General features: G+C 61.5%; 18 protein-coding genes. 4 read left to right on the top strand and 14 right to left on the bottom strand.

Annotated features, from left to right (window positions below; all coding sequences use genetic code 11):
* Nucleotides 1–6 precede the first annotated feature (6 nt).
* Nucleotides 7–1347 (top strand): bifunctional folylpolyglutamate synthase/dihydrofolate synthase, encoded by a 1341-nt coding sequence (locus tag SJY08_RS18985; RefSeq protein ID WP_377277587.1) that lies wholly within the window; start codon nucleotides 7–9, stop codon nucleotides 1345–1347.
* 53 nt (nucleotides 1348–1400) lie between these two features.
* Here SJY08_RS18985 and trxA read toward each other — a convergent pair whose 3' ends face one another.
* The 12 genes from trxA to SJY08_RS18925 form a co-directional block, all read right to left on the bottom strand.
* Complete coding sequence (gene trxA / locus SJY08_RS18980; RefSeq protein ID WP_069042721.1) at nucleotides 1401–1721, bottom strand: thioredoxin; 321 nt, start codon at nucleotides 1719–1721, stop codon at nucleotides 1401–1403.
* A gap of 75 nt (nucleotides 1722–1796) precedes the next feature.
* On the bottom strand, nucleotides 1797–5354 hold the full coding sequence (gene addA, locus SJY08_RS18975; RefSeq protein ID WP_377277584.1) for a double-strand break repair helicase AddA: 3558 nt from the start codon (nucleotides 5352–5354) through the stop codon (nucleotides 1797–1799).
* Nucleotides 5347–8535: a double-strand break repair protein AddB gene (gene addB, locus SJY08_RS18970; protein ID WP_377277582.1), complete on the bottom strand. Its 3189-nt coding sequence runs from the start codon at nucleotides 8533–8535 to the stop codon at nucleotides 5347–5349. Before addB ends, addA begins: the two co-directional genes overlap by 8 nt.
* A 1-nt stretch (nucleotide 8536) precedes the next feature.
* Nucleotides 8537–9271: a nucleotidyltransferase family protein gene (locus SJY08_RS18965; RefSeq protein ID WP_377277580.1), complete on the bottom strand. Its 735-nt coding sequence runs from the start codon at nucleotides 9269–9271 to the stop codon at nucleotides 8537–8539.
* Nucleotides 9272–9275: 4 nt separating this feature from the next.
* Nucleotides 9276–10805, bottom strand: coding sequence for a tRNA (adenosine(37)-N6)-threonylcarbamoyltransferase complex ATPase subunit type 1 TsaE (tsaE, locus tag SJY08_RS18960; protein ID WP_377277578.1), 1530 nt, complete (start codon nucleotides 10803–10805; stop codon nucleotides 9276–9278).
* Entirely contained in the window at nucleotides 10802–13342 is a 2541-nt protein-coding gene (locus SJY08_RS18955; RefSeq protein ID WP_377278669.1) for an ATP-binding protein, read from the bottom strand. The genes tsaE and SJY08_RS18955 overlap by 4 nt, the downstream gene beginning before the upstream one ends.
* Before the next feature lie 240 nt (nucleotides 13343–13582).
* The gene (gene ahcY / locus SJY08_RS18950) at nucleotides 13583–14980 is read right to left on the bottom strand and encodes an adenosylhomocysteinase (RefSeq protein ID WP_054149990.1); all 1398 of its coding nucleotides are present in this window, start codon (nucleotides 14978–14980) and stop codon (nucleotides 13583–13585) included.
* A 160-nt stretch (nucleotides 14981–15140) separates the two neighbouring features.
* A complete protein-coding gene (locus tag SJY08_RS18945) occupies nucleotides 15141–15428 on the bottom strand; it encodes an HPr family phosphocarrier protein (protein ID WP_054149989.1) in 288 nt (95 codons plus the stop codon).
* The gene (locus SJY08_RS18940; RefSeq protein ID WP_006724185.1) at nucleotides 15425–15826 is read right to left on the bottom strand and encodes a PTS sugar transporter subunit IIA; all 402 of its coding nucleotides are present in this window, start codon (nucleotides 15824–15826) and stop codon (nucleotides 15425–15427) included. The genes SJY08_RS18945 and SJY08_RS18940 overlap by 4 nt, the downstream gene beginning before the upstream one ends.
* Before the next feature lie 105 nt (nucleotides 15827–15931).
* The gene (locus tag SJY08_RS18935) at nucleotides 15932–16402 is read right to left on the bottom strand and encodes an HPr kinase/phosphorylase (RefSeq protein WP_377277576.1); all 471 of its coding nucleotides are present in this window, start codon (nucleotides 16400–16402) and stop codon (nucleotides 15932–15934) included.
* Nucleotides 16399–18180, bottom strand: a complete 1782-nt coding sequence (locus SJY08_RS18930; protein ID WP_054149987.1) for a sensor histidine kinase — start codon at nucleotides 18178–18180, stop codon at nucleotides 16399–16401. Before SJY08_RS18930 ends, SJY08_RS18935 begins: the two co-directional genes overlap by 4 nt.
* Nucleotides 18181–18232: 52 nt before the next feature.
* Entirely contained in the window at nucleotides 18233–18958 is a 726-nt protein-coding gene (locus SJY08_RS18925; protein ID WP_006724182.1) for a response regulator transcription factor, read from the bottom strand.
* Between the two features lie 340 nt (nucleotides 18959–19298).
* Between SJY08_RS18925 and SJY08_RS18920 the strand changes: the two genes are divergently transcribed.
* The 3 genes from SJY08_RS18920 to SJY08_RS18910 all read left to right on the top strand — a co-directional run bounded on the left by SJY08_RS18920 (nucleotide 19299) and on the right by SJY08_RS18910 (nucleotide 22096).
* The gene (locus tag SJY08_RS18920) at nucleotides 19299–20909 is read left to right on the top strand and encodes a phosphoenolpyruvate carboxykinase (protein WP_377277573.1); all 1611 of its coding nucleotides are present in this window, start codon (nucleotides 19299–19301) and stop codon (nucleotides 20907–20909) included.
* Nucleotides 20910–21029: 120 nt separating this feature from the next.
* On the top strand, nucleotides 21030–21464 hold the full coding sequence (gene arfB / locus SJY08_RS18915; RefSeq protein ID WP_377277571.1) for an alternative ribosome rescue aminoacyl-tRNA hydrolase ArfB: 435 nt from the start codon (nucleotides 21030–21032) through the stop codon (nucleotides 21462–21464).
* A gap of 2 nt (nucleotides 21465–21466) precedes the next feature.
* Nucleotides 21467–22096, top strand: coding sequence for an alpha-ketoglutarate-dependent dioxygenase AlkB family protein (locus SJY08_RS18910; protein ID WP_377277569.1), 630 nt, complete (start codon nucleotides 21467–21469; stop codon nucleotides 22094–22096).
* A 15-nt stretch (nucleotides 22097–22111) separates the two neighbouring features.
* Here the strand turns inward: SJY08_RS18910 and coaA are convergent, their stop codons facing one another.
* On the bottom strand, nucleotides 22112–23107 hold the full coding sequence (coaA, locus tag SJY08_RS18905) for a type I pantothenate kinase (protein ID WP_377277567.1): 996 nt from the start codon (nucleotides 23105–23107) through the stop codon (nucleotides 22112–22114).
* Nucleotides 23104–23427 (bottom strand): phosphoribosyl-ATP diphosphatase, encoded by a 324-nt coding sequence (locus SJY08_RS18900; RefSeq protein ID WP_054149982.1) that lies wholly within the window; start codon nucleotides 23425–23427, stop codon nucleotides 23104–23106. Before SJY08_RS18900 ends, coaA begins: the two co-directional genes overlap by 4 nt.
* Nucleotides 23428–23434: the final 7 nt, after the last annotated feature.

The raw sequence follows: 23434 nt of genomic DNA, 5'->3' as shown, positions 1-23434 counted from the left end.
AAAGTGATGACAGCCCCCATCGTCAGCCAGGCCGATGCCGAGATCGAAAAACTCATGGGGCTGCACCCCAAGGGCTACGATCTGTCGCTCGACCGTATCCGCCGCCTCCTTGAGGTTCTGGGTAACCCGCATCTGAAGCTGCCGCCGGTCATTCATGTGGCCGGCACAAACGGCAAGGGGTCGGCCTCGGCTTTTTGCCGGGCGCTTCTGGAGGCCCAGTGCCTGTCCGTCCACGTCCACACCTCGCCGCATCTGGTGCGCTGGCATGAGCGCTATCGCATCGGCGTAAAGGGTGGCCCCGGTCAGATCGTCGACGATGAACTGTTTGCCGATGCTCTGCGCCGCGTTGCCGAGGCAAACGGCGGCAAACCGATCACCGTCTTCGAGATCCTGACGGCGGTGACATTCATTCTCTTTTCCGAACAGCCTGCCGACGTCGTCGTGCTGGAGGTCGGTCTTGGCGGCCGCTTCGACGCCACCAATGTCGTCGAAAAGCCGGCTGTCTGCATCATTCAGCCGATCTCGCTCGATCATCAGGCCTATCTCGGCGATCGCGTCGAACTGATCGCCGCCGAAAAGGCCGGAATCATGAAGCGCGGCGTCCCCGTGGTGATTGGACACCAGGAGTTCGACGGCGCCAAGGATGTGCTGATCAGCACGGCCGAACGCCTCGGCTGTCCTCTCACCGTCTTCGCCCAGGATTTCCTGGCGTACGAAGAATTCGGACGGCTCGTCTACCAGGACGAATTCGGTCTGATGGACCTGCCGCTGCCGCGTCTGCCGGGTCGGCACCAGATCGGCAATGCCGCAACCGCCATCCGTGCGGTCAAGGCAGCCGGCTACTCCGTCACCGAAGAGATCGCCGAAAAGGCCATGCTGTCGGTCGAATGGCCGGGCCGCCTGCAGAAGCTCACCGAGGGTCGGCTGGTGGAGCGTGCGCCGGCCGGCGCTGAAATCTGGCTCGACGGAGGCCACAATCCCGGCGCAGGCGAAGTGATCGCGGAGGCCATGGCATCCATGGAAGAACGCCAGGCGCGACCGCTGCATCTGGTCATCGGCATGATCAACACCAAGGATCCGATCGGCTTCTTCCGCGCTTTCGTGGATATCGCCCATAACGTCTACACTGTCCCGATAACGGGCTCTGACGTTGGCCTCGACCCGGTGGCACTTGCCCAGTCGGCAGCTGAGGCTGGTTTGAAGGCCCTTCCGATGGAGTCGCTTGGCCAGGCGCTGGACGCAATCCGCGAACGCAGTGAAGATGGCGTTCCGCCCCGCATCATGATCGGCGGCTCGCTTTATCTGGCGGGCAATGTGCTCGCCGAAAACGGCACCATCCCCAAATGAAAAAAGCCCGGCTGTAACCGGGCTTTTCCTTTATTCAATCAATGGCGAAAGGCTTATGCCGCGCCGGCGATCCAGCTGGAAAGCGCAGTCTTCGGAGCCGCACCCACCTTGATATCGGCCACTTCACCACCCTTGAAGACGGCAAGCGTCGGGATCGAGCGAACACCGAACTGGGCAGCCAGTTCCGGGTTTTCATCGATGTTGAGCTTGGCGATCTTCACCTTGCCGGCGAGTTCGTTGGAGATTTCTTCGAGGCTCGGGGCAATCATCTTGCACGGGCCGCACCATTCAGCCCAGAAATCCACGACAACTGGTTCGGAAGCGTCGAGAACCTCGGCCTGGAAATTGGACTTGTCGACTTTAACGGTAGCCATGGGGCTCTCCCTTCATAAATACGGAATTGACTAGATATGTGATGCCGCGCGGCAGCAATTTCAATATGCGGTATCTCATGATGTTTCGAGGTCGGCAAGGGACCGCTGAAGAAGGCTGTCATCGAGGGGAATGAGGCTGCCGTTTTCGGTGTAGATCAGCCAGCAGTCGACCTGTTTGCCAGGATAGAGCGGCTGCAGGATCTCGCGATAGATGGCGAGCTGCACCCGATGGGAGAGGGGGCATTGGGCCGCCTCCAGTGGTGGATTCCGGTTGGTCTTGTAGTCGGCGATGATCACCCGGTCGGCAAGCACGGTCATGCGGTCGATCCGGCCGGAGACCGCACGCAATTCTCCCTTCAGCCGCATCGTGCCCATGACCGAAACTTCCGCGCGACTGCCGGTATCGAACAGCGGGCGAAGCGCCTCGTCTTCGAGAACGGTGATCACAGTAGAGACCAGTCTCTGTCGCTGCTCTGCCGGCCAGAACCGGGCAGCACGTTCTGCATAACGCTCAGCTGCCTCACGGCGGTCACCCTCCGGAACGCCCGGCAAATTCTGCAGCATCCTATGGATGAGCCGCCCGCGCTGCAGAGCGAGATCCGCCTTTTCCGTCGTCGAGAACAGCGCAGAGGCCGTCAACGCATCCTCGTCTTCGTCGATGACGATGCTGCCGGCACCCGATGGGCTGAGCGGTCTCGGTAGGCTGATCGGTGGCGGCAGCGGCTTCCAGAGCGTCGAGGGAAGGCTGTGGCTCTCCTCGCTTTCGGCGCCCTCTTCGGTCACCGGCAGATCATGCTCTGCCTCGCCGAGAGACCAGCGCAATCCGGCCCAGCTGCCATCCGGCCCGGTGAATTCGACCTGTTTGCAGCGCGTTTCGTCGGCGCTCAGCGCCCGCGCGATCATCTTGTGCCAGATCTCGCCCGTGTCCTGCACGCCGCGATAACCACCGACGATCAGACGGTCGGCAGCGCGGGTCATCGCGACATAGAGCAGCCGGCGATATTCCTCCTCGGCCTGATCCTTGCGCCGATCCATGTCGGCAGCGGAGATCGAATTGCCGAGCGACTTCGACGGCACCCAGATCGGGAAGGGCATGCCTTCAGCCGTCCCGATGATCCTGAGCTTTGCCACATGGTTCGAATTGAAGGGCTTCGAGCCGCCATCGATCAGGAAGACGATTGGCGCCTCAAGTCCCTTCGAGGCATGAACCGTCATGATCCGGACTTCGTTGCGCTCCTTGTCCTGTTCGCGCTTGACCTCAGGCGCTTCCATCTCGAGCGTCGAAACGAAGGATTGCAAGCCGGGCAATCCGCTGGTCTCGAAGGAGAGGGCAAAGGTCAGGAACTCGTCGATGATGTCGCTGACCTCGGAGCCTAGGCGCCCAAGATAGGCCCTTCGACCACCATGAACGCTGAGCACCCGGGCATAGAAATCATGGACGGAGTACTCCCGCGCCTGTTCGAGAAACAGTGTGAGCCGGTCGTAGGTCTTCTTCCAGGCTGTATCCGTCTCAGCCTGCTCTGTCAGTCTCGCCCAGAGGCTCTGCGCTTCCGGCCGCTCGGCAGCAAGCTGCATCAAGTCGTCTTCGCAATGGTTGAAGAGCGGGCTCTTCAGGAGCGAAGCGAGCGACAGATCGTCTCCGGGCAGCAGCAGGAAACGCCCAAGCGCCAGCATGTCCTGCACGGCAATATGGCTTGTCAGCTTCAGGCGGTCTGCACCGGCGACCGGTACGTTATACGGGCGTTTCAGCGCGCGTGTCAGCGCATTGACGAAACCATCGCGCTTGCGCACGAGCACGAGAATGTCGCCTGGGCGGATCAGCCGCTTGTTGCCCTTCTCGATAATCGTTTCCCGTCCGACGATCTGGCTGATCTGATGCGCCACGCGTCGTGCGAGAATTGCCGAAGGTGCGCTTTCCGGCGTCGCATCGAAGGGGGCGGTCCAGTCCTCGTCTTTCTCCTGCTTCTCCGCCGCAATCATGTCCCAGACATCGACGGTCCCCGGATGTCCGATGCGGCTCGATTGGTGGATGACGGGGTCCCCGCCGGCACTGAGGCCCCGGCTGTTTTCCGGCAGGCTGAAGACCTGGTCGACGGCCGCAAGCACCGATTGCGTCGAGCGGAAGGAGAGCGGCAGACGCACCGTGTTGAAGTTCTGCCCGCTTTCCGTGACCGCCCGCTCGGTCTGGCGCGCTTCCTGCGAGAACTGCTCCGGGCGCGCCCCCTGGAAGGAATAGATCGACTGCTTCTCGTCCCCAACCGCAAAGAAGGTGCGGATCCCCGGCCGGGCACTCAAACCGGTAAAGAAGTCTTCGCGCAGCGACCGGATGACATCCCATTGCACTGGGCTCGTATCCTGCGCTTCGTCGACGAGGATATGGTCGATGCCCTGGTCCAGCTTGTAATGCACCCAGGCGCCGACATCGCCGCGCGTCAGAAGCCGCGCGGTTCGCACGATCAGATCCTCGAAATCGAGCTGCGAACGCCGCTTCTTCAGTTCCTCGTAGTCCGTGTCGAGACGCACGGCGAGCGTCAGCGCCGATCGCGTCGCCTCGTACATGCGGAAAATGCGCAGCCGGTCCCGCATGGCGACCACATGATCCCGGGCTGCGATGACAGCATCCTTGAGATCAGGCGCGACCTTGGTCATGGCGGCGGCAATCAGCGAGCTGTCGGCCTTTGGCGCTTCCTGTGCCGTCAGGAAAGCCTGGTCCAGAAGCTTCGCTCGCTCCAGCGGATCGGCTTCCACCAGCGCCCGTTCCAGCACTTCCGCGACAGCCCGCACTTTCTCGCCGCCCTTTTCGAGGGCAAGCTGGATGTAGCGACTGAAATTGCCGCCGGACAAACCGGCAAGCGGCCAGTAATCCTCGGCGCGGCTGGTCTCGCTCTCCAGCGGACCGATGCCGAGGCCTTTCCGCAGGGTCGCATCAAGGCCTCCTGTCCGTTCCGCCCGCTGCCGGAAGTCTCTGACAGCATGGCGGTTGGCGACGGTATCGGCAATCAAGCCTTCGAGCCCGCTTTCATCGGCAATGCTCAAGACCTGCGAGAAGGCTTCGGCGAGAGCTGCATCATTCTCCGTCGACGTGGCCGTCAGCAGCGATCGTCGCGCTTCCGCCAGAACGGTGACCGCGGCGCGATCGTCGAGGACGTTGAAATGCCCGGCGACATTGGCTTCGAGTGGAAACTGGTGCAGCAACGCTTCGCAGAAGGCGTGGATCGTCTGGATCTTCAGCCCACCGGGCGTTTCCAGAGCCTTGGCGAACAGCCGCCGTGCGGCCGCGAGCGTCGCCCGATCCGGCTCCTTCTGCTCGATGGCCGCAATCCGTTTGGCAAGTTCGAGGTCATCCAGCGTTGCCCATTCCGCGAGGCGCTCGAAGACGCGGTTCGACATTTCGGAGGCGGCGGCCTTGGTATAGGTGAGGCAGAGGATGGACGAGGGGCGGGCGCCGGCCAGCAGAAGCCGGATCACCCGCTGCGTCAGCACATGCGTCTTGCCGGAGCCGGCATTCGCCGACACCCAGGCCGACTGGCCGGGATGGGATGCTTTTGACTGGGCGAGCGTCGTCCAGCCGAGCCAGGTGGCCGGATCGCTGCCGGTCGGTAGCTCGTCCAGGGCAAAGCGCTGATCACTCATCGCCGGCTCCTTCCTCGGCTTCCGCCGTCGACCACTCCGCAACTCGCGCCAGATGGTCGTATTCGCCGCCATAGGCGTTCTGTTCAGCCGGGATCAGACGGGAGACGTAACCGCGCTCGCCGCTCTGCAGCGCCTGGACGAAACGGCCGAGCTCGTCGACCGATTGCGTGGCAAGCTCAAGCGCAGACTTCTTGCTGTCGCCCCGCGTTGCCATTTCGTTGTTCACCTGGTCTGCCGAAAAGCGATCGCCAGGTCTCAGGCGTACATAGACAAGATTGAGAGGTTTCACGTCACCGGCAGGCTTGAAGGCGCCTTGGAGAAGGGCCGCCGCCTCCAGCGCCAATTGTGGGTCAAGCAGGCTGCGCGCCTGATTGGCGCTCGGGTTGAGGCCCGTCTTGTAGTCGATGATATCGGCAAAGCCGCCGCCTCGGATATCGATCCGGTCCGCTATCCCGCTAATGGTGATATCAACAGGGCGAAGCTGCACATTGCCTCTGACTTCCGTCAGCGAGCGCTTGATTTCCGGTCTCTGCTGCCGCTCCCAGCTGAGAAAGGCCGAGGCGACACTGTAGAAGCGCTGCCGCCAGACGATATCGATGTGCAGCGGCAGAGCCTCCGTCAGGAACTCCTCATCGGTGATCCGGTGCAGGATATCGAGCGCGTCCAGCCGGGCCGGGTCATGATCCTCGCGGATAAACCGCTCGACGATACGGTGATAGAGAGTTCCACGCTCGGCCGCCCCCGGATCTTGGTTGAAGGGATCGACGGGATCGAGACGCAGGATTCGCCGCGCATAGATCGAGTAGGGATCGCGCCGGAAGCGTCCGACTTCGGAAAAACTGAAGGAGCGTGGCTGCAGTTCGGCGCGCGGCCGTGGCGCGGGGCGCTGAGCCGGTGCCTGGTTTTCGCCTTGGTCGATGAGATCGGCGTAACGGCGATAGATCTGGCCGCGCTTTCGCATCTCGTCTTCAAGCACGGGCCCGCCGAGCGCCATCAGGCGCTGCAGCCAGCGCGAGGCAACCGTCGGCGCGGACCCCTGGCGAAGCGAACGCGAGAAGATCAGCTTGCGGGTGCCGCAGGCCATCTGGAAGTCATGCGCCACCTGGCCGATCTGGCGTTCGGGTGGCTCAAGCCCGACTTCGGTCTTCATGACGCGCGAGAGGAAGGGATTGTTCTTGGTCTGGCTGGGCCAGCTCCCCTCGTTCATGCCGCCGATGACCATCATGTCGACATTCTGCAGGCGTGCTTCGAGCGTCCCGAAGATGAAGACGCGCGGATGCCGCATGGCGCGTGGCTTGACCGCCTGGCCGGCCATCAGCGCCGTCAGGATATCAACCCATTGCGGGCCGTCCGCCTCGATCTGCCCGTCCGTCTCCAGAACTTCGGCCAGAAGCCGCGCCAGAGCCTCGCCCGCCGCATCGCCCCAGAGACCGGCAAGGTCACCCCGCTCGTCGACAGTGACGGCTTCCAGCACGCGGCCCGTGCGCTCTGCCCAATCGCTGACGGTCAATCTCTGCGACAGCACGCGCCCGTCGGTCGACCGTATGACGGACGAGACGAGCGGCTCGACCGCTTGGGCTACCCGGCCCGCCAGCAGACGAGCAAGCTCGATCTCTTGTGATGCAATCGAGATGCGCCATTGCGGCTTGTGACGGTCGGCCAGATGCGCTTCGAGCCCTTCCGCAAACAACGGTTCCATCTCGGCAAGGTCGAGGCTCTTCAGACCGCCACGCAGCGCGATGCGTTCCAGCGCGTCGGCGGCCTTGCGCATATCCTCGACCGTGAAGCCGAAGCGTGCCAGCGGATGCTTGATGAGCGAGACGATCGCCACAGGGTCACCCGGACGCAGGCAGGCCTCGGCCACCACCTGGGTCAGCATCGCAGCCTGGGTCCCGGTCATCGGCGTACCCGCGGAATCATCCGCCTCGATCCCGAACCGCGCGAGCTCGGACATCACACGCCGCGCCAGCGCGCGATCGGGCGTGATCAGCGCCACCCGGCTTTCGGGATTGTCGGAAACCTCTTCGAGCCCCAGCCGGAGCGCAATTGCAATCGCCGTTGCTTCTTCGCGCTCATTGGCCGTCTCGATCAGGGCGACATCGCGAAATGCCGCGAGCAGGCGTGAATCGTCGATATCCTGCCGCCAGGCCTTCCAGGTGTCGGTCGCCTCGGCGGGCGCCATGGCACGCGACAGAAATTCGGCTCGATCCCGGAGCGCCGGATCGGAGGCTTCGAGAGCCTGAACATCGGCGCGTTCAAGTTTCATATGCCGCAGCAGATGTGCAAGGCCATATTGCGGATGCCCGCGCACGGCAGGGCTTGGACGGATCACCGAGATCTCGCGGTCGTTGAGCTTCGCCCAGTCCTCATCCGGCATGTCGAGATCGAGCCCGGGCAGCACCACGACCCCCTGGTCGAGTTCGGCAATCGCAGCAATGAGCTCGGCCGCTGCCGGGATCGAGCCGGTGGAGCCCGCAACGATGACGGGGCCGGCCGAACCCTGCCTGCGGAAGCGCTCGGCCTCTGCCCTCAGCACCGCATCGCGGTGGCGTGCCGGAGACGACCGCACCAGCTCCTGCAGCCGTGCAGGCCAGAACTCCGTTGCGATCGTCAGAAACTCGAGCGTCAGCTGCCACCAGGAGCCGAAATCCGCCGATTGCAGCTTTTCGAGGTCCTTCCAGTCGCAGCCTTCGGTTTCCGCCGCTTCGATCAGCTCGACCAGGGCCCGAGCCAGCCAGACGGCATCTGCCGGGCTCGCGGGCGCGACGAGCGGCGTATCCGAATGAATAGACCGGACGATGTCGGGCAGCTGGTTGCGCCAGGCCAGGATCAGCCGGGCGAGTTCCAGAAGCATGACGGTCCCGCTCACCGCCGGGGCGAGATCCATCAACTGCGGCGCATCGAGGTCGAAAAAGCCGCTGTCGTCGTCGGTTTCACCCAGCGTGCGAATATCGGGAAGGATCGCCGCGCGTCCGCCGAGCAGATCGACGAACTCGGACCGCAACACGCGGGCTGCGCGCCGGGTGGGAACCAGCAGAGTGACGCCTGCGAGCGTAAGCGGATCGGCGGGGTCATAGCGAAAACCGTCGGTGAGACGACCGTCGAGCAGCGCTTCCGTCAGCGTCCTGAGGAAGGGCCGGCCTGGAGGGATCGTCAGCAGACGCGGCGCCTTGCTCACCATCTCAAAGGCCCCTGCCGTAGCGGGCCACCACGGCTTCGGCAGGCGCGATCGCGTCGGGTGTGCCGACGGTCAGCCACTGTCCATTAAGGTCCGTACCGAATAGCCGACAGGCGGCAATCGCACGATCGAAATAGATGTTGAGGTTGAAGGGGCCATCCGGCGCATCGTCGAAGAGATGCGGCATCAGCGCTAAGGCCCCGGCATAGACGACCGGGTTCGGTGCGCCCGAGACATAGCGGGTGAGCTTGCCGTCATCCGCCATCGAGAAATCGTTCTTGCCGTTGTGGCCCTTGGTCCGTTCCTGCTCGACACAGAGCATCGCAATGTCCATCCGGGAGGGATCGAACTGTTGCGCCAGCCGGACAAGATTGCGCGGCTCATCATCCCGTTCTCCGACCCAGAACAGGTCCGCATTCATGACGAGTGCCGGCTGGTCTTGGTCGAGCAGCTTGAGGCCCTTGGCCAGACCACCGCCCGAATCCATCAACCGCTCCCGTTCGTCGGAGATCCGGATCTCGGCCCGTGTCTCCCCGGCGAGATGGGCCTCCATCTGATCGGCATGGTGATGCACGTTGACGACGACCGTCTTGACACCGGTTTCAACAAGCGCGTCGAGCACATAGTCGATCATCGGCTTTCCGCCGATCTGAACCAGCGGCTTCGGGGTCGTCTCTGTAATGGGGCGCATCCGCGTACCGAGTCCGGCCGCGAGCACCATGGCTTGCTTGATGATCATTTGCTCAGGCCGGTGATTCGGGAAGCTCGATTCCAGCCTCTATGCACCAGTTCCGCAAGGGGGCGAGAACAGGATGCTCAAAAGCAACGCTCAAGTGCCAGAGTGTGCGGGGAAGATGGCGCATATAGCCCGGCTTGCCGTCCCGGTCCTTGAGGCGCACCCAGAGCCCGTTCAACTTGCAGGCGCGCTGCGCCGACATGATCGCCCAGCTTTTCAGGAATGCGGCTTCGTTGAAATCCGCTTTCCTGGCACGCGCTGAAAGATAGTCGGCCATCAGCTGGTCCATAAGCGGCCGCTCGATCGTCACCCGCGCATCCTGGACCAGCGAGACGAGATCATAGGCCGAGGGGCCAATCATCGCATCCTGGAAATCGATAAGGCCGACCCTGTCATGCCCTTCGCGATCATCGCGCCAGATGATGTTGGGCGAGTGGAAGTCACGCATGACGATGGACGTATCGGAGCCCGCCAACTCGTCGATCAGTTGGTCCCAGATGGCGAGATAGCTGGCACGTTCTTCCGCTGTCGCCTGTTGCCCCTTGCGTTTCCAGGGCAGGTGCCAGTCAAGAAGCAGCTCCACCTCGAACTTCATCGCCGCGCGATCGAAATCGGGAATGACGTGTTTATGCCCGCCCGCAATGACGATCTCCCGATCGAAGGGCGTGTCATGAATGGCGGCCAGACAAGCCGCACTGGCACGGTAGCGGTCAGCGATCGGCTTTCCCTGTTCGTCGAGAACACCGCCTTCGCCGAGATCTTCGAGAAGCAACAGACCTGCGTCGAGATCCTGTTCCAGGACTTCGGGAGCGGCAAAGCCGCGCTCGCGCAGCGCCTGTCCGATGGCCACGAAGGGACGCACATCCTCGGCCAGATGCACGAGCTGCGAATAGGGCTTGCCGTCCCGGATCGGCGGACCGTTCGGCCGCTTGGGCGCATCCATCAGGACGAGGCGGGCACTGCCGTCGGCAGGATAGACGTGCTCATAGGCCCGGTTGGAAGCGTCGCCCGTCAAATGCCGTCGATGGGCATCTCCGTATCCGCATCTCTTCAGGAAGCGGCGGATTTCATCCACGCGCCGAAGCCGGGCCAGTTTTGCCTCTGGCGCGCGGATTACCAGGTTTCGCCCGCCATTGGACGCGAATTGAAACTCGATCTCGATCCGGGTTCTAGGAAGCGCGCGGCCTGCCTTGCCCGGCCACTCGACGAGGCATATGCCATCGGCCAAGGCTTCTTCCAGCCCCAGTTCATCCAGTTCGCTCGGATCGGAGAGCCGGTAAAGGTCGAAGTGGGCAACGGGAATACTGAGATCATAATTCTGAACCAGCGTGAATGTCGGGCTGGGCACTTCAAGATCGGGATCATCGGCCAGGGCGCGTATGAATGCCCGGCTCAAACTCGATTTGCCGGCCCCGAGATCGCCGTCCAGCGCGACACAATCGCCGACCTGAAGTGCCAGCAACAGATCCTCGCCGAACAGTGCCGTGGCGGCATCATCGGCGAGGTGAACGACAAGCGTGGACGGCTCGGAGTTCATTCTGCGGCGGCGATCATCTGCGGTATACTGGCATTGGGGATGCGGCAATGAACCGTGGTACCCTGACCTGGCTCGCTCTCGATCTTGACGTCTCCCTTGTGGAGATTGACGAAGCTCTGGACGATCGACAGACCAAGGCCCGGTCCGCTGCGCTTGCCACCCTTGGCGCTCGTCGAAAATCGATCGAAGGCCGAGGACAGGAGATCGGCGCTCATGCCGCAGCCACTGTCAGTCACCGAGAACGAGAAGTCGGTGCCGTCGCGCCAGCATTTCATGGAAACCACGCTGCCTTCGGGTGCGAAATTGACGGCGTTCGTCAGGATCTTGATGAGGATCTGCTTCAACCGCTGCCGGTCTGCGATCAGGTGGCCGAGCTGGGCAGGGGCAGCAATCTCCAGCGTCACGCTGCTCTCCTGGAGCCGATCGGTCATCTGCATGGAGACATCGTCGAGCAGGTCGCTCAGATCGATCTCTGAATAGTCGAGCTGCATGATCCCGGCATCCACGGTCGCGAGATCTAGGATGTCGTTGACGATGGTCAGGAGGACGGACGACGACGTCGAAATATGATCGATGTATTCGGCCTGCCGCTCGTTGAGCGGACCGATCGTCGGTGTCTTCAGAAGATCGGTGAAGCCGATGATGTTGGTGAGCGGCGAGCGAAGTTCGTAGGAGACGTGCTGGACGAAATCGTTCTTCAGCTCGTCGGCCTTCCGCAGCGCTTCATTCTTCTCCTTCAAGGCCCGTTCCGCCCGGACGCTGTCCGTCATGTTGACGAAGGTCAGCATGGTCTGTGCGTTGGGCAGTGGCGTCACGGCATAGTCGAGGACGAGGCCGGAATAGAGTTCGAGCGTCCCCTGGCTGGAAGGACGTTCGTCCTCGAAGCTGGTGATCATCTTGCCGTAGGCTTTCCAGCCGTCCGGCTTGTCATAGGACGGCGCACAGGCGGCTTCGAGCAGCCGGATATGCGTGCCGACCGCCGCCTGGGTCTCGGTGATGCCCCAGAGTGCCCGGAAGGCGGGGTTGGAGAGCTGAATCCGGCCATCGGGCCCGAAAACGGCAACACCCTCCGACAGATGGTCGATGGTTTCGCCCTGCACCTGGACCAGCGTATTGTAGCGGGTTTCCAGATTGAATTGTTCGGTCAGGTTTTCAAAGACCCAGGTCGCGCCGCCCTGCGGGTGAGCCGAGGCGATCACGCGCAGCGTCTGGCCGTTGGGCAGATGCCATAGGTCGGTCTGGGTTTCGAGCGCCCGATAGACAGAAAGGCAATTGTCCTTCCAGGCTTTCCAGCTCAGCTGCTCCGGCAGCTTGTGCGCGGCGCGCAAGCGGTCGAGCAGTTCGGCATGATCCGGTCGGCTTTCAAGGAACTTGGTCTCGAGACCCCAGAGCTGGAGGAAAGCCTGATTGTAGAACTGCAGGCGACGATCAGCGTCGAAGATCGCAACCGGGGTCGCGAGATGATCGAGCGTATCGGCGTGGCTCTTAAGCGTCCGCGCAAGTTCCTCCCTGAGTGTTTCGGAGGAGGAGACGTCGATTGCCATGCCGCAGGAGCCGCCAGGCCCCCGCACATCGACGACGTCGAAGAAGGTGCGTGCGCCGCGGACGGCGGTCGAAACGGTATCGTGGAACGGTGATTCCGGCGTTGCGGAAGCCTTGATCTTCTCACGCGTCAGAGTGCCCAGGATCTCGCGTCCTTCCTGCACCGCCTGTTGCGGTGACGTGGATTCAACGGCATCGCTATAGGCTTGGTTCACCCAGACGAGACGCCCGTCGCTATCCCGCTGCCAGACCGGCTGTTCGATCGAATCGAGCAGCGATTCGAAGGTCGCGATCGAGCTTCGCAACCGGTTGCGTTCGATCTTGAGTTCAGCGAGTTCTGCACGCAGATTGTCCAGCGCCACGAAATGCGCATAGGCGCGGCCACCGTAGAGGTTGCCCTGAACCTCCAGAACGTCTCCGCGCTGGGTCTCGACCACGAGATCGAAAGTCTTGGCGTTCAGCCGGAGTGCCTCGATTGCGCGCTCCACCTCACTGGCGGAATGAGGCTTCAGCCAGCGTCCGAACGCCAGAAAGTCCGGATCCTGCTGGGGAGCACCCGTCTCCGCCGGGAGCTGTCCGAGAAGCTCGGCGCGGCCGTTGTGACCGTCCCAGATCACCGTGCGGCGATTCTTGTCGGCAATCAGCGTCTGATAGCGTGAGATCTTCTGCTGGCTGTCCGAATAGGCGGAGCGCAGTTCGCGCACTTCGCCATCGAGTTTGTTGCGTTGACGCAAGAGAACAGCCGCGAAGATCAGGGCGGCCGAAACCGAACCGAGAAGCACCGCATATCCGGCGACGTCGATGCTGTTGAAGCCGCGCATGGCGGTCGTCGCCTGCGCATACGCAAGGCCCGGAGCAAACAGGCTCGCGAGCGCACTTCCGCAAGCCAGAACACGCCTTCTCATCGCCAAGGCGGGACGATGGGACAGCTCGTGAAGCATCCCGTGTTTTTGCTCAGAAACTGGCCGCCAGAGGCTCGAAAAACCGGCCGTCATAGCCGTATCCCGCTGACGCGGGGCGCGTTGATCTACCGACATTCTCGGTCTGTCTCCGTCTCATTATGTGCCGCATCGTCGACAAGACATCCGTATTCGCGGACCGCTCGTGCAGTTCACGAATCAAGTCCTAAAACAATACCTTCGATGGATAGGGTCGGGAAGGCCAGCGTCCAAAAAAGAAGGCGGCGCCTTTGTCAAGGCGCCGCCCACTAGATGTAGATATTATCCAGCTATATTTTAATAGCGGTAGTGTTCTGCCTTGAACGGACCCTGCGCCGTGACGCCGATATAGGCGGCCTGTTCGTCCGAGAGCGTCGTCAGCTTCACGCCGAGCTTTTCGAGGTGCAGGCGAGCGACCTTTTCGTCGAGGTGCTTCGGCAGGACGTAGACGCCCGGCTTGTACTCGTCGGTCTTGGCGAAGAGTTCGATCTGGCCGAGAACCTGGTTGGTGAACGACGCAGACATCACGAAGGACGGGTGACCCGTTGCATTTCCGAGGTTCAAGAGACGACCCTCAGACAGCAGAATCATGCGGTTGCCCTTCGGGAACTCGATCATGTCGACCTGCGGCTTGATGTTCGTCCAACGCAGGTTCTTCAGAGAAGCGACCTGAATCTCGTTGTCGAAGTGGCCGATATTGCCGACGATCGCCATGTCCTTCATCTCGCGCATATGCTCGATGCGGATGACGTCCTTGTTGCCGGTCGTGGTGATGAAGATGTCGGCCGAGGAGACCACGTCTTCCAGCGTGACCACTTCAAAGCCGTCCATGGCGGCCTGCAGGGCGCAGATCGGATCGACTTCCGTCACCTTGACGCGGGCGCCGGCGCCGCGCAGCGAGGCGGCCGAACCCTTGCCGACGTCGCCGTAACCGCAGACGACAGCGACCTTGCCGGCCATCATCACGTCGGTACCGCGGCGAATGCCGTCGACCAGCGATTCCTTGCAGCCATACTTGTTGTCGAACTTCGACTTGGTGACCGAGTCGTTGACGTTGATGGCCGGGAAGGGGAGGAGGCCCTTCTTGGCGAGTTCATAAAGGCGATGCACGCCGGTGGTGGTTTCTTCGGTGACACCCTTGATCGCATCGCGCTGCTTGGTGAACCAGCCAGGCGAAGCGGCGAGACGCTTCTTGATCTGCGCAACCAGGATTTCTTCTTCTTCCGACTGCGGATTGGAAAGAACGTCCTCGCCGGCTTCGGCGCGAGCGCCGAGCAGGATGTACATGGTGGCATCGCCGCCATCATCGAGGATCATGTTGGAGAAGCCGCCGTCGGTCCACTGGAAGATCTTGTCGGTGTATTCCCAGTAATCGGTGAGCGACTCGCCCTTGATCGCAAAGACCGGGATGCCGGCAGCGGCGATCGCTGCAGCGGCGTGGTCCTGGGTGGAGAAGATGTTGCAGGATGCCCAGCGGACATCGGCACCGAGCGCGACGAGCGTTTCGATCAGAACAGCGGTCTGGATCGTCATATGCAGCGAACCGGTGATCCGTGCACCCTTCAGCGGCTGGCTCGCGCCGAATTCTTCGCGGCAGGCCATCAGGCCCGGCATTTCGGTTTCAGCGATGCTGATTTCCTTGCGGCCGAAATCGGCAAGACCGATATCAGCGATCACATAGTCATGTTTGCTCATGGGATTCTCCGGCTGGATCCGACCCGATCCGCATCTCATGGCGGATGGATTAACTGGCTCTCCCGCAGATCTGGCTGCAGGGCTGGTCGTCTTCTAGCAGGGAACCGCATCAAACGCAATCTGACATAAAGAAGTCTTTATGTCTTTATGTCGCGATGCTTTACATCTCTTCACCAAAGCGGTCCGCGACCAGAGCGGCAAGTGCGTTCATGACGTCCTCGGCCTGACTGCCCGAAGCCGAGACGCAGATCGAGCACCCCGGGCTTGCCGCCAGCATCATCAAACCCATGATCGAGGTGCCGCCGACAGTCGTTCCATCCTTGGAGACACTGACGCTCGCATCGAAGCCGCTGACGGTCTGTACGAATTTGGCGGAGGCGCGCGCATGGAGGCCACGCTTGTTGATGATCAAAAGATCGCGGGAGATCGGGTCGGCCATCGCAGTCATTTGCCACTCAAGACGCGGCTTGCAACATTGATGTACTTGCGCCCAGCCTCGGAGGCCTCGACGAGGGCGCGATCCATGTCGTTGTCGCCGCGAACGCCGGCAAGCTTGATCAGCATCGGCAGATTGACCCCGGCGATCACTTCGATCCGGCCGGTGTTCATCACGGAGATCGCGAGGTTCGAGGGCGTACCACCGAACATGTCGGTGAGGATGATTACGCCATGGCCATCATCGGCACGTGACACGGCATCAAGAATGTCCTGACGACGCTGATCCATGTCATCTTCGGGGCCGATCGAGACGGTCTCGATGCATTTTTGTGGGCCTACGACGTGCTCCACCGCGTGGTGAAACTCTTCAGCCAGCTTGCCATGCGTGACAAGCACAAGTCCGATCATTCTCTACTGCCCCTTAGCGCAACTCTCGCCAAATAGCTCAAGATTGGCGTTTCGTCCATCAGTAGGACGCCATCTTGTCGATCAAAGCGGGAAGTGCAAGCCAAATCAGCGTGTAAATTGCCGGTTCGCTGCAAGGGTTCGAATACGCGCCAAGATCAGGCTGAGTGGAAAACGGCTCCACATCGGCACCCTGACGACCGGAAGGCTAAGTCCCGCGATAAGCTCGGCTTGCTCGTCGTCCGGCGGCAACCGATGTCTTTCATCCGCGCCGACCGGCAGCACAATATAGCTCAGTTCGGCGCGGTCCACATGATCGACGGAGACGATACCGCTGTATCGGAGTTCGATCAGACCGCGGATCGGTTCGGGGCAGGAGGCAAAGACCTGGCCGTTCTCAAGCGATATGATGACACGGTCATCCGAGATTAGCGCAGCCGGGATATTGGCGAGCCTGGCTTCTGCGAGGCAATCGAAAGCAAGGCTCGACTTGCCGCTGCCCGATGTCCCGACAAATGCCAAGCCGAGACCATCGACGCTGATCGCCGTCGCGTGGATGTTGTGGGTCTCGCCCGTCATGCCGCAGTTTCTACGGGCAGGGACAGGACGAAGCGGGCGCCGGTGATGCGGCCCGATGCCGGGTCCACGACGTTTTCGGCCCGCAGGGTGCCGCCATGGGCCTCGGCGATCTGTCGGCTGATCGAAAGTCCGAGACCGGAATTCTGGCCGAAGCTCTCGCCCTCTGGTCGGTCGGTATAGAAACGCTCGAAGATGCGGTCGATGTCCTCGGCCTGAATGCCGGGCCCGTTGTCCTCCACCTGGATCTGGCACCGCGTGCGATTGCGCGACAGCTTGACGAGGATCCGGCCGCTGTCTTCTGGCACGAAGGACCGTGCATTCTCGATCAGGTTGGTGACGATTTGTCCGAGACGCAGGTCGTGCCCGTGGACCACGAAATGCTGGTTCGATCCGGGTTTCTGATCGATCACGTAGTCGATCTGAACGGCCTTCTTGCCGCTGCGGATTTCCCTGGAGATGTCGACGAGGCTAGAAACGAGCACCCCGAGATCGACAGGCTTTGCGTCCGAGCGCGCCAGTTCCGCGTCGAGGCGTGAGGCGTCGGAGATGTCGCTGATCAGACGGTCGAGACGGCGGACGTCGTGCTGGATGATATCCATAAGCCGCTGCCGGGACTGGTCTGTCTTGGCGAGCGGCAGGGTTTCGACGGCCGAACGCAGCGAGGTCAGCGGGTTCTTGAGCTCGTGGCTGACGTCGGCAGCGAAACTCTCGATCGCATCAATGCGATCGTAGAGCGCTGTCGTCATTTCGCGCAGCGCGATGGAAAGGTTGCCGATCTCATCCTGTCGGATGGAGAAGTCGGGGATTTCCTCACGCTCCTTTGCGCCACGGCGAACACGGATGGCGGCAGCCGAGAGGCGACGCAGCGGGTTTGCGATGGTCGATGACAAGAGCAGCGAAACGACGATGTTGACGAGGGTCGCTACCCCGAACACCCGCAGGATGGCGAGGCGTTCCGCATGGACGATCTTGTCGATGTCCCCGGCCTGGGTTGATAGCAGGAGCACACCGAGGACAGCACGCGAGCGCTGTACCGGCACTGCGACAGAGACGATCAATTCTCCCTGGTCGGTCACGCGGACGACCGCACCGCGAACCCCGGTCAGCGCGTTCATGACCTCCGGATAGATCGAGCCGTCACCGCCAGGCGCTTCCCGATAGACCGGCAGATTGCCGGGCTGCAGGATCGTGTTGAAGAGGCGAGTGATCCAGTCGGTAAAGCTGGTGGAATCATTGTCGACCGGCGGCAGGTCGAAGCGCAGAACCTGGCCGCGCGAATAGAGATGCCGCGAATCAAGCAGCAGGTTGGCATCGGCGTCGAAGAGGCGGGCGCGGATGCGCGTCGGGGAGATCAAGCGCCGAAGAACCGGTGCCACGCGTTCCGGATTGATCGGAAACTCGAGATCTTCGTCGTTCGGAACCGGCGTGATGCTCTGTCCGGCCTGCAGTTCGAGCAGTTTCTCCGGATCGATCGTGATCGAGTTCGTATCGACAGAGGCAGAAGCCGATACGGCCGCCGCGATGATCTCGCCCTGCGTCAGAAGGCTCTCGACGCGTGCATCGATCAGTCCCTCGCGGAACTGATTGAGATACATGATGCCGCCGACGAGCACGATGAGCGCTGCGAGATTGAAGAAGACGATCCGGCGCGTCAGGCTGGAAAACAGCGCGTGGCCGAAGATCCGGCGGATGAGCGTGAAGGGATGGCTGAACAGCCGACGCTGCTCGGAGCCGGAATCCGTCTCCTCCAGATGTCCCTCGTCAACCTGCTGGGTCAAACCTTTGCCTTTCGCCCGTCCTGTCAGCCATCAAGGCTGCTACGGCGGGATCTTACGCTGCTTCGCGGAAGCGGTAGCCGACACCGTAAAGCGTTTCAATCATGTCGAAGTCGGTATCGACCATCTTGAACTTCTTGCGCAGCCGCTTGATGTGGCTGTCGATCGTGCGGTCGTCAACATAGACCTGCTCGTCATAGGCCGCGTCCATCAAGGCGTCACGGCTCTTGACCACGCCGGGGCGCTGCGCCAGCGACTGCAGGATGAGGAATTCGGTCACGGTCAGCGTCACCGGATCACCCTTCCAGGTGCAGGTATGGCGTTCCTGGTCCATCACCAGCTGTCCGCGCTCCAGCGTGCGGGCCTGTTGCTCGGGGCTTCCCTTTGCAGGGCCGTTACCCGCAGCAAAGCTCTCGCGGCTTGCAGACCGTCGCAGGATCGCTTTCACGCGCTCCACCAGCAGGCGCTGCGAGAAGGGCTTGGTGATGAAATCATCAGCGCCCATCTTCAAGCCGAAGAGCTCGTCGATTTCCTCGTCCTTCGAGGTCAGGAAGATCACCGGGATATCCGACTTCTGGCGCAGGCGACGCAGCAGCTCCATGCCATCCATGCGCGGCATCTTGATGTCGAAGATGGCGAGCTGTGGCGGTCGGGCCAGAAGACCGTCAAGAGCCGAGGCGCCATCGGTGTAGGTTTCGACCTTATAGCCTTCCGCTTCGAGTGCGATGGAAACCGAAGTCAGAATATTGCGGTCGTCATCCACGAGGGCGATCGTCTGCATAGGGTACGTCTCCGTCATCGTTGCGCTGCTCCTGGTCTGTCCAGCCCAGCTCTGGTTCCATGGCAGTGCGATATGGGGATAAAGGTGGAACAAATTGTGGCAGAGGGGAAGGGGCAGGGACAGCGGATTTCGTTTCGTCCGCCGTTTTCCGTCCATCGCGGCCCCCGATGATGGCGGAATGGAAGCGGAACTAAACGATTTAAAAAGAGTGTTTTCCGTTTTAAATCGATTAAATAATTGATATCATTATATTTTTCGCCCTGCTGCCTTGCATTTCACTGCTCTGCCGTTTAGGTTTCGCTCATTCAAAGTTCTGGCCCATGTGAGAGGAAAGCGGACCATGGAGGAATTCGGCGTGAGGAACCCGGCTGCGGGGATCGCGGAAATCGGCTTGGGGAAGGCTGCCAGCGTTCGCTACAACTTCCTGGAAGCGGCTCTTTATGAAGAGGCGATCCGTCGCGGCGAGGCGGAGCTGACAGCAGATGGTGCACTTCGTGCGCTGACCGGTCAGCACACCGGCCGTTCTGCCAAGGACAAGTTCGTCGTCCGCGACGGCAATACCGACGGCCAGATCTGGTGGGACAACAACAAGCCGATGTCGCCGGAACATTTCGCCGTGTTGCATCAGGACATGCTGGCCCATGCCGAAGGCCGCGATCTTTTCGTTCAGGACCTGATCGGCGGCGCCGACGCGGATAACGCCTTGCCAACGCGGGTAGTGACCGAATTCGCCTGGCACTCGCTCTTCATCCGCAATCTGCTGATTCGTCCCGAGCGTGACGCCTTGGAAGGTTTCCTGGCGAAGCTGACCATCATCGATCTGCCGAGCTTCCGCGCCGATCCGGCCCGCCATGGCTGCCGCACCGAAACCGTCATTGCCTGCGACCTGACCAATGGCATCGTCCTCATCGGCGGCACGTCCTACGCCGGCGAGATGAAGAAGTCGGTCTTTACCGTCCTCAACTACCTGCTGCCGGCGAAGGGCGTCATGCCGATGCATTGCTCGGCAAATGTCGGTCCAGATGGCGATGCGGCTGTCTTCTTCGGCCTGTCCGGCACCGGCAAGACGACGCTCTCGGCCGATCCAAAACGCACGCTGGTCGGTGACGACGAGCATGGCTGGGGCGAAAACGGTATCTTCAATTTCGAAGGTGGCTGCTACGCCAAGACCATCCGTCTCTCGGCCGAAGCCGAGCCGGAGATCTTCGCAACGACCAAGCGTTTCGGCACGGTGCTGGAAAACGTCATTCTCGACGAGAACCGCGTGCCTGACTTCAACGATGGCTCGTTGACGGAAAACACCCGTTGCGCCTATCCGCTGCATTTCATCCCGAATGCGTCGGAAACCGGAATCGCGCCGCATCCGAAGACGATCATCATGCTGACGGCGGATGCCTTCGGCGTGTTGCCGCCGATCGCGAAGCTCACGCCGGAACAGGCCATGTACCACTTCCTGTCCGGCTATACTGCAAAGGTAGCCGGCACTGAAAAGGGCGTGACCGAACCGGAAGCGACCTTCTCGACATGCTTTGGCGCACCCTTCATGCCGCGCCATCCGACCGAATATGGCAACCTGCTGCGTGATCTGATCGCCCGTCATCAGGTCGATTGCTGGCTGGTCAACACCGGCTGGACCGGAGGTGCCTACGGGATCGGTAATCGCATGCCGATCAAGGCGACGCGCGCGCTGCTGACCGCAGCACTGACCGGCGAATTGAAGAAGGTCGAGATGCGCACAGATGCGAACTTCGGTTTCGCGGTTCCGGTCGCCGTTGATGGCGTCGATACCAAGATCCTCGACCCGCGTTCGACTTGGGCCGATGGTGCGGCCTACGACGCGCAGGCCAAGAAGCTGGTCGGCATGTTCATCGACAACTTCGCCAAGTTCGAAGCTCATGTCGACGGCAAGGTTCGTGATGCGGCCCCGGGCATTCGCCTCGCGGCGGAATGAACGACTGAATTCCCGAAGATGAAGGAGGCCCGGTAGCTTTGCTGCCGGGCCTCTTCTGCTTCCGGCTTGCCTTTGCTGCGGTCACGGCCGATATGGAGGCCTGACCAAGAGACCGATGACATGGCAAGCGAACCACTCGAGATCAACAACCGCATCACGATAGCCGGCTGGGAATTGACGGAGCAGTTCGTGCTGGCCGGGGGCCCTGGTGGCCAGAACGTCAACAAGGTTTCGACTGCGGTCCAGCTCTTCTTCAACCTGCTCGGATCGCCCTCGCTGAACGACCGCGTGAAGCAGAATGCGGCGAAGCTCGCCGGCAAACGCCTGTCCAAGGAAGGCGTGTTGATGATCGAGGCCAGCCGCTTCCGCAGCCAGGATCGCAATCGCGAAGATGCACGGAAACGGTTGAAGGAATTGCTCCTCGAGGCCGCCAAGCCACCGCCGCCGCCGCGCAAGAAGACGAAACCGACCAAGGGTTCGATCGAACGGCGCCTCAAGGCGAAATCCGGCCGCTCGGATGTGAAGAAGATGCGCGGAAAACCGACGGGGGACTGAGCGTGGCCGCAGCGAAAGCCGAGATCAGCCTTTCATCCGGTCTTCGTTACCTGCCGGGCCGGCTGGCGCGTGAAGAGCAGGAAAACCTCGTCGAGATCATTCGCGGCGTCGTCACTGAAGCGCCGCTTTATGTGCCGGTCATGCCGGGTTCCGGCAGGCCCATGTCTGTCCGGATGACAAATTGCGGACCGCTCGGCTGGGTGACGGACAAGGAGCGCGGCTATCGCTACCAGTCAACCCACCCGATGACGGGCGAGCCCTGGCCGGCAATCCCGGACGTTCTTCTTGATCTCTGGCGCGAGCTTTCAGGCTATCCGAAAGACCCCGAGGCCTGTCTCGTCAATTTCTATGCCGACGACGCCAAGATGGGCCTGCATCAGGACCGCGACGAAACGGAATTTGCCGCACCGGTGCTGTCGATCTCTCTCGGTAATACCTGCCTGTTTCGCATCGGGGGATTGGCACGGACCGATCGCACCCAATCGCTGAAGCTGGAAAGCGGCGACGTTTTCTTGCTGGGAGGGGAGGGGCGCCTCTGCTTCCACGGGGTAGACCGCATCTATCCCGGGACCTCGACCCTTCTGAAATCGGGTGGGCGCATCAATCTGACCCTGCGCCGGGTCAATCCATAGCCGGCGATCGATCGCCTACAGTTTTCTCAGCGCCACGGTTTCGACGAGGTGATTGTCACCCTTGCGCAGGATCAGATCGGCGCGTGGCCGGGTCGGCAGGATGTTTTCCCTGAGGTTCTTCAGGTTGATATTCGTCCAGAGCCCCTCGGCGATCTCCTTGGCCTCGTCCTCGCTGATGGTCGCATAGCGATGGAAGTAGGAGTTAGGATCGCGGAACGCGGTTTGCCGCAGTTTCATGAAGCGGTCGACATACCAGCGGTGGGTCGCGTCCTCGTCCGCGTCGATATAGATCGAAAAATCGAAGAAATCCGAGACCATTGGTACGATCTTGCCATCGGCTGGAAGGTTGCGCGACTGAAGGACATTGATGCCCTCGAAGATCAGGATATCCGGACGGTCGATCACCCGGTGCTCGTTCGGCAGCACGTCATAGGTCAAGTGCGAATAGCTGGGCGCCTTGACATTCGGCAGTCCCGCCTTGATCGCCGACAGGAAGCGCAGGAGCGCACCGATGTCGTAGCTTTCCGGGAAGCCTTTGCGGTTCAGGATGCCGTTCTTCACCAGATGCGCGTTCGGATACAGGAAGCCGTCGGTCGTCACGAGGTCGACCTTCGGGCTGGATGGCCAACGCGCCAGAAGTTCTTTCAGAACACGCGCGGTCGTCGATTTGCCCACGGCAACGGATCCGGCAATGCCGATCACAAACGGCGTCTTGAAGACGTCGGAAAGGCTGAGGAAGCGGTTGCGCTGCTCGAACAACAGCTGCGAGGATTCCACATGTGAAGACAACAGGCGCGAGAGCGACAGATAGATCCGCCGGACTTCATTGAGATCGATCGGATCATCGATCGAGCGGAGCCGGTGAACCTCGTCAGCTGTCAGGGTCAGCGGCGTATCGGCGCGGAAATGCGCCCATTCTTCGGAATCGAAGAAGTGATAGGGGGAATAGCCGTTCGCCTGGAAATGGTCGAGGACGTCTGGCGTTTCGGGGTCCCGCATAGCTATCGTCATGGATCCTGCCGACTGGCCTTCTCGCTCAGGCCTGTCTGAGCAGTGCGGCGCTCAAGTTCCTGCATTACTGCTTGTAAAGGGATGTCCGCAATTTTCAATACGACCATCAGGTGATAAAGGAGGTCCGCGCTCTCGTAGACGAGGTTCTCGCGGTCTTGTTTGACTGCGGCCATCACAGCCTCGATCGCCTCTTCGCCGAGTTTTTTTGCAGCCTTGTCCTGGCCGCCTGCCACGAGTTTTGCCGTCCAGGATTGGCTTGGATCCGCCTGGGCCCGGCTGGCTACAATGGCTTCGAGATCGGCAAGGGTGAAACTGCTCATCACGGGT

This window comes from Rhizobium sp. R86522 (assembly GCF_042466255.1).
In the GTDB taxonomy this organism is placed as follows: domain Bacteria; phylum Pseudomonadota; class Alphaproteobacteria; order Rhizobiales; family Rhizobiaceae; genus Allorhizobium.
This window is presented reverse-complemented; position numbering and strand designations above follow the sequence as displayed.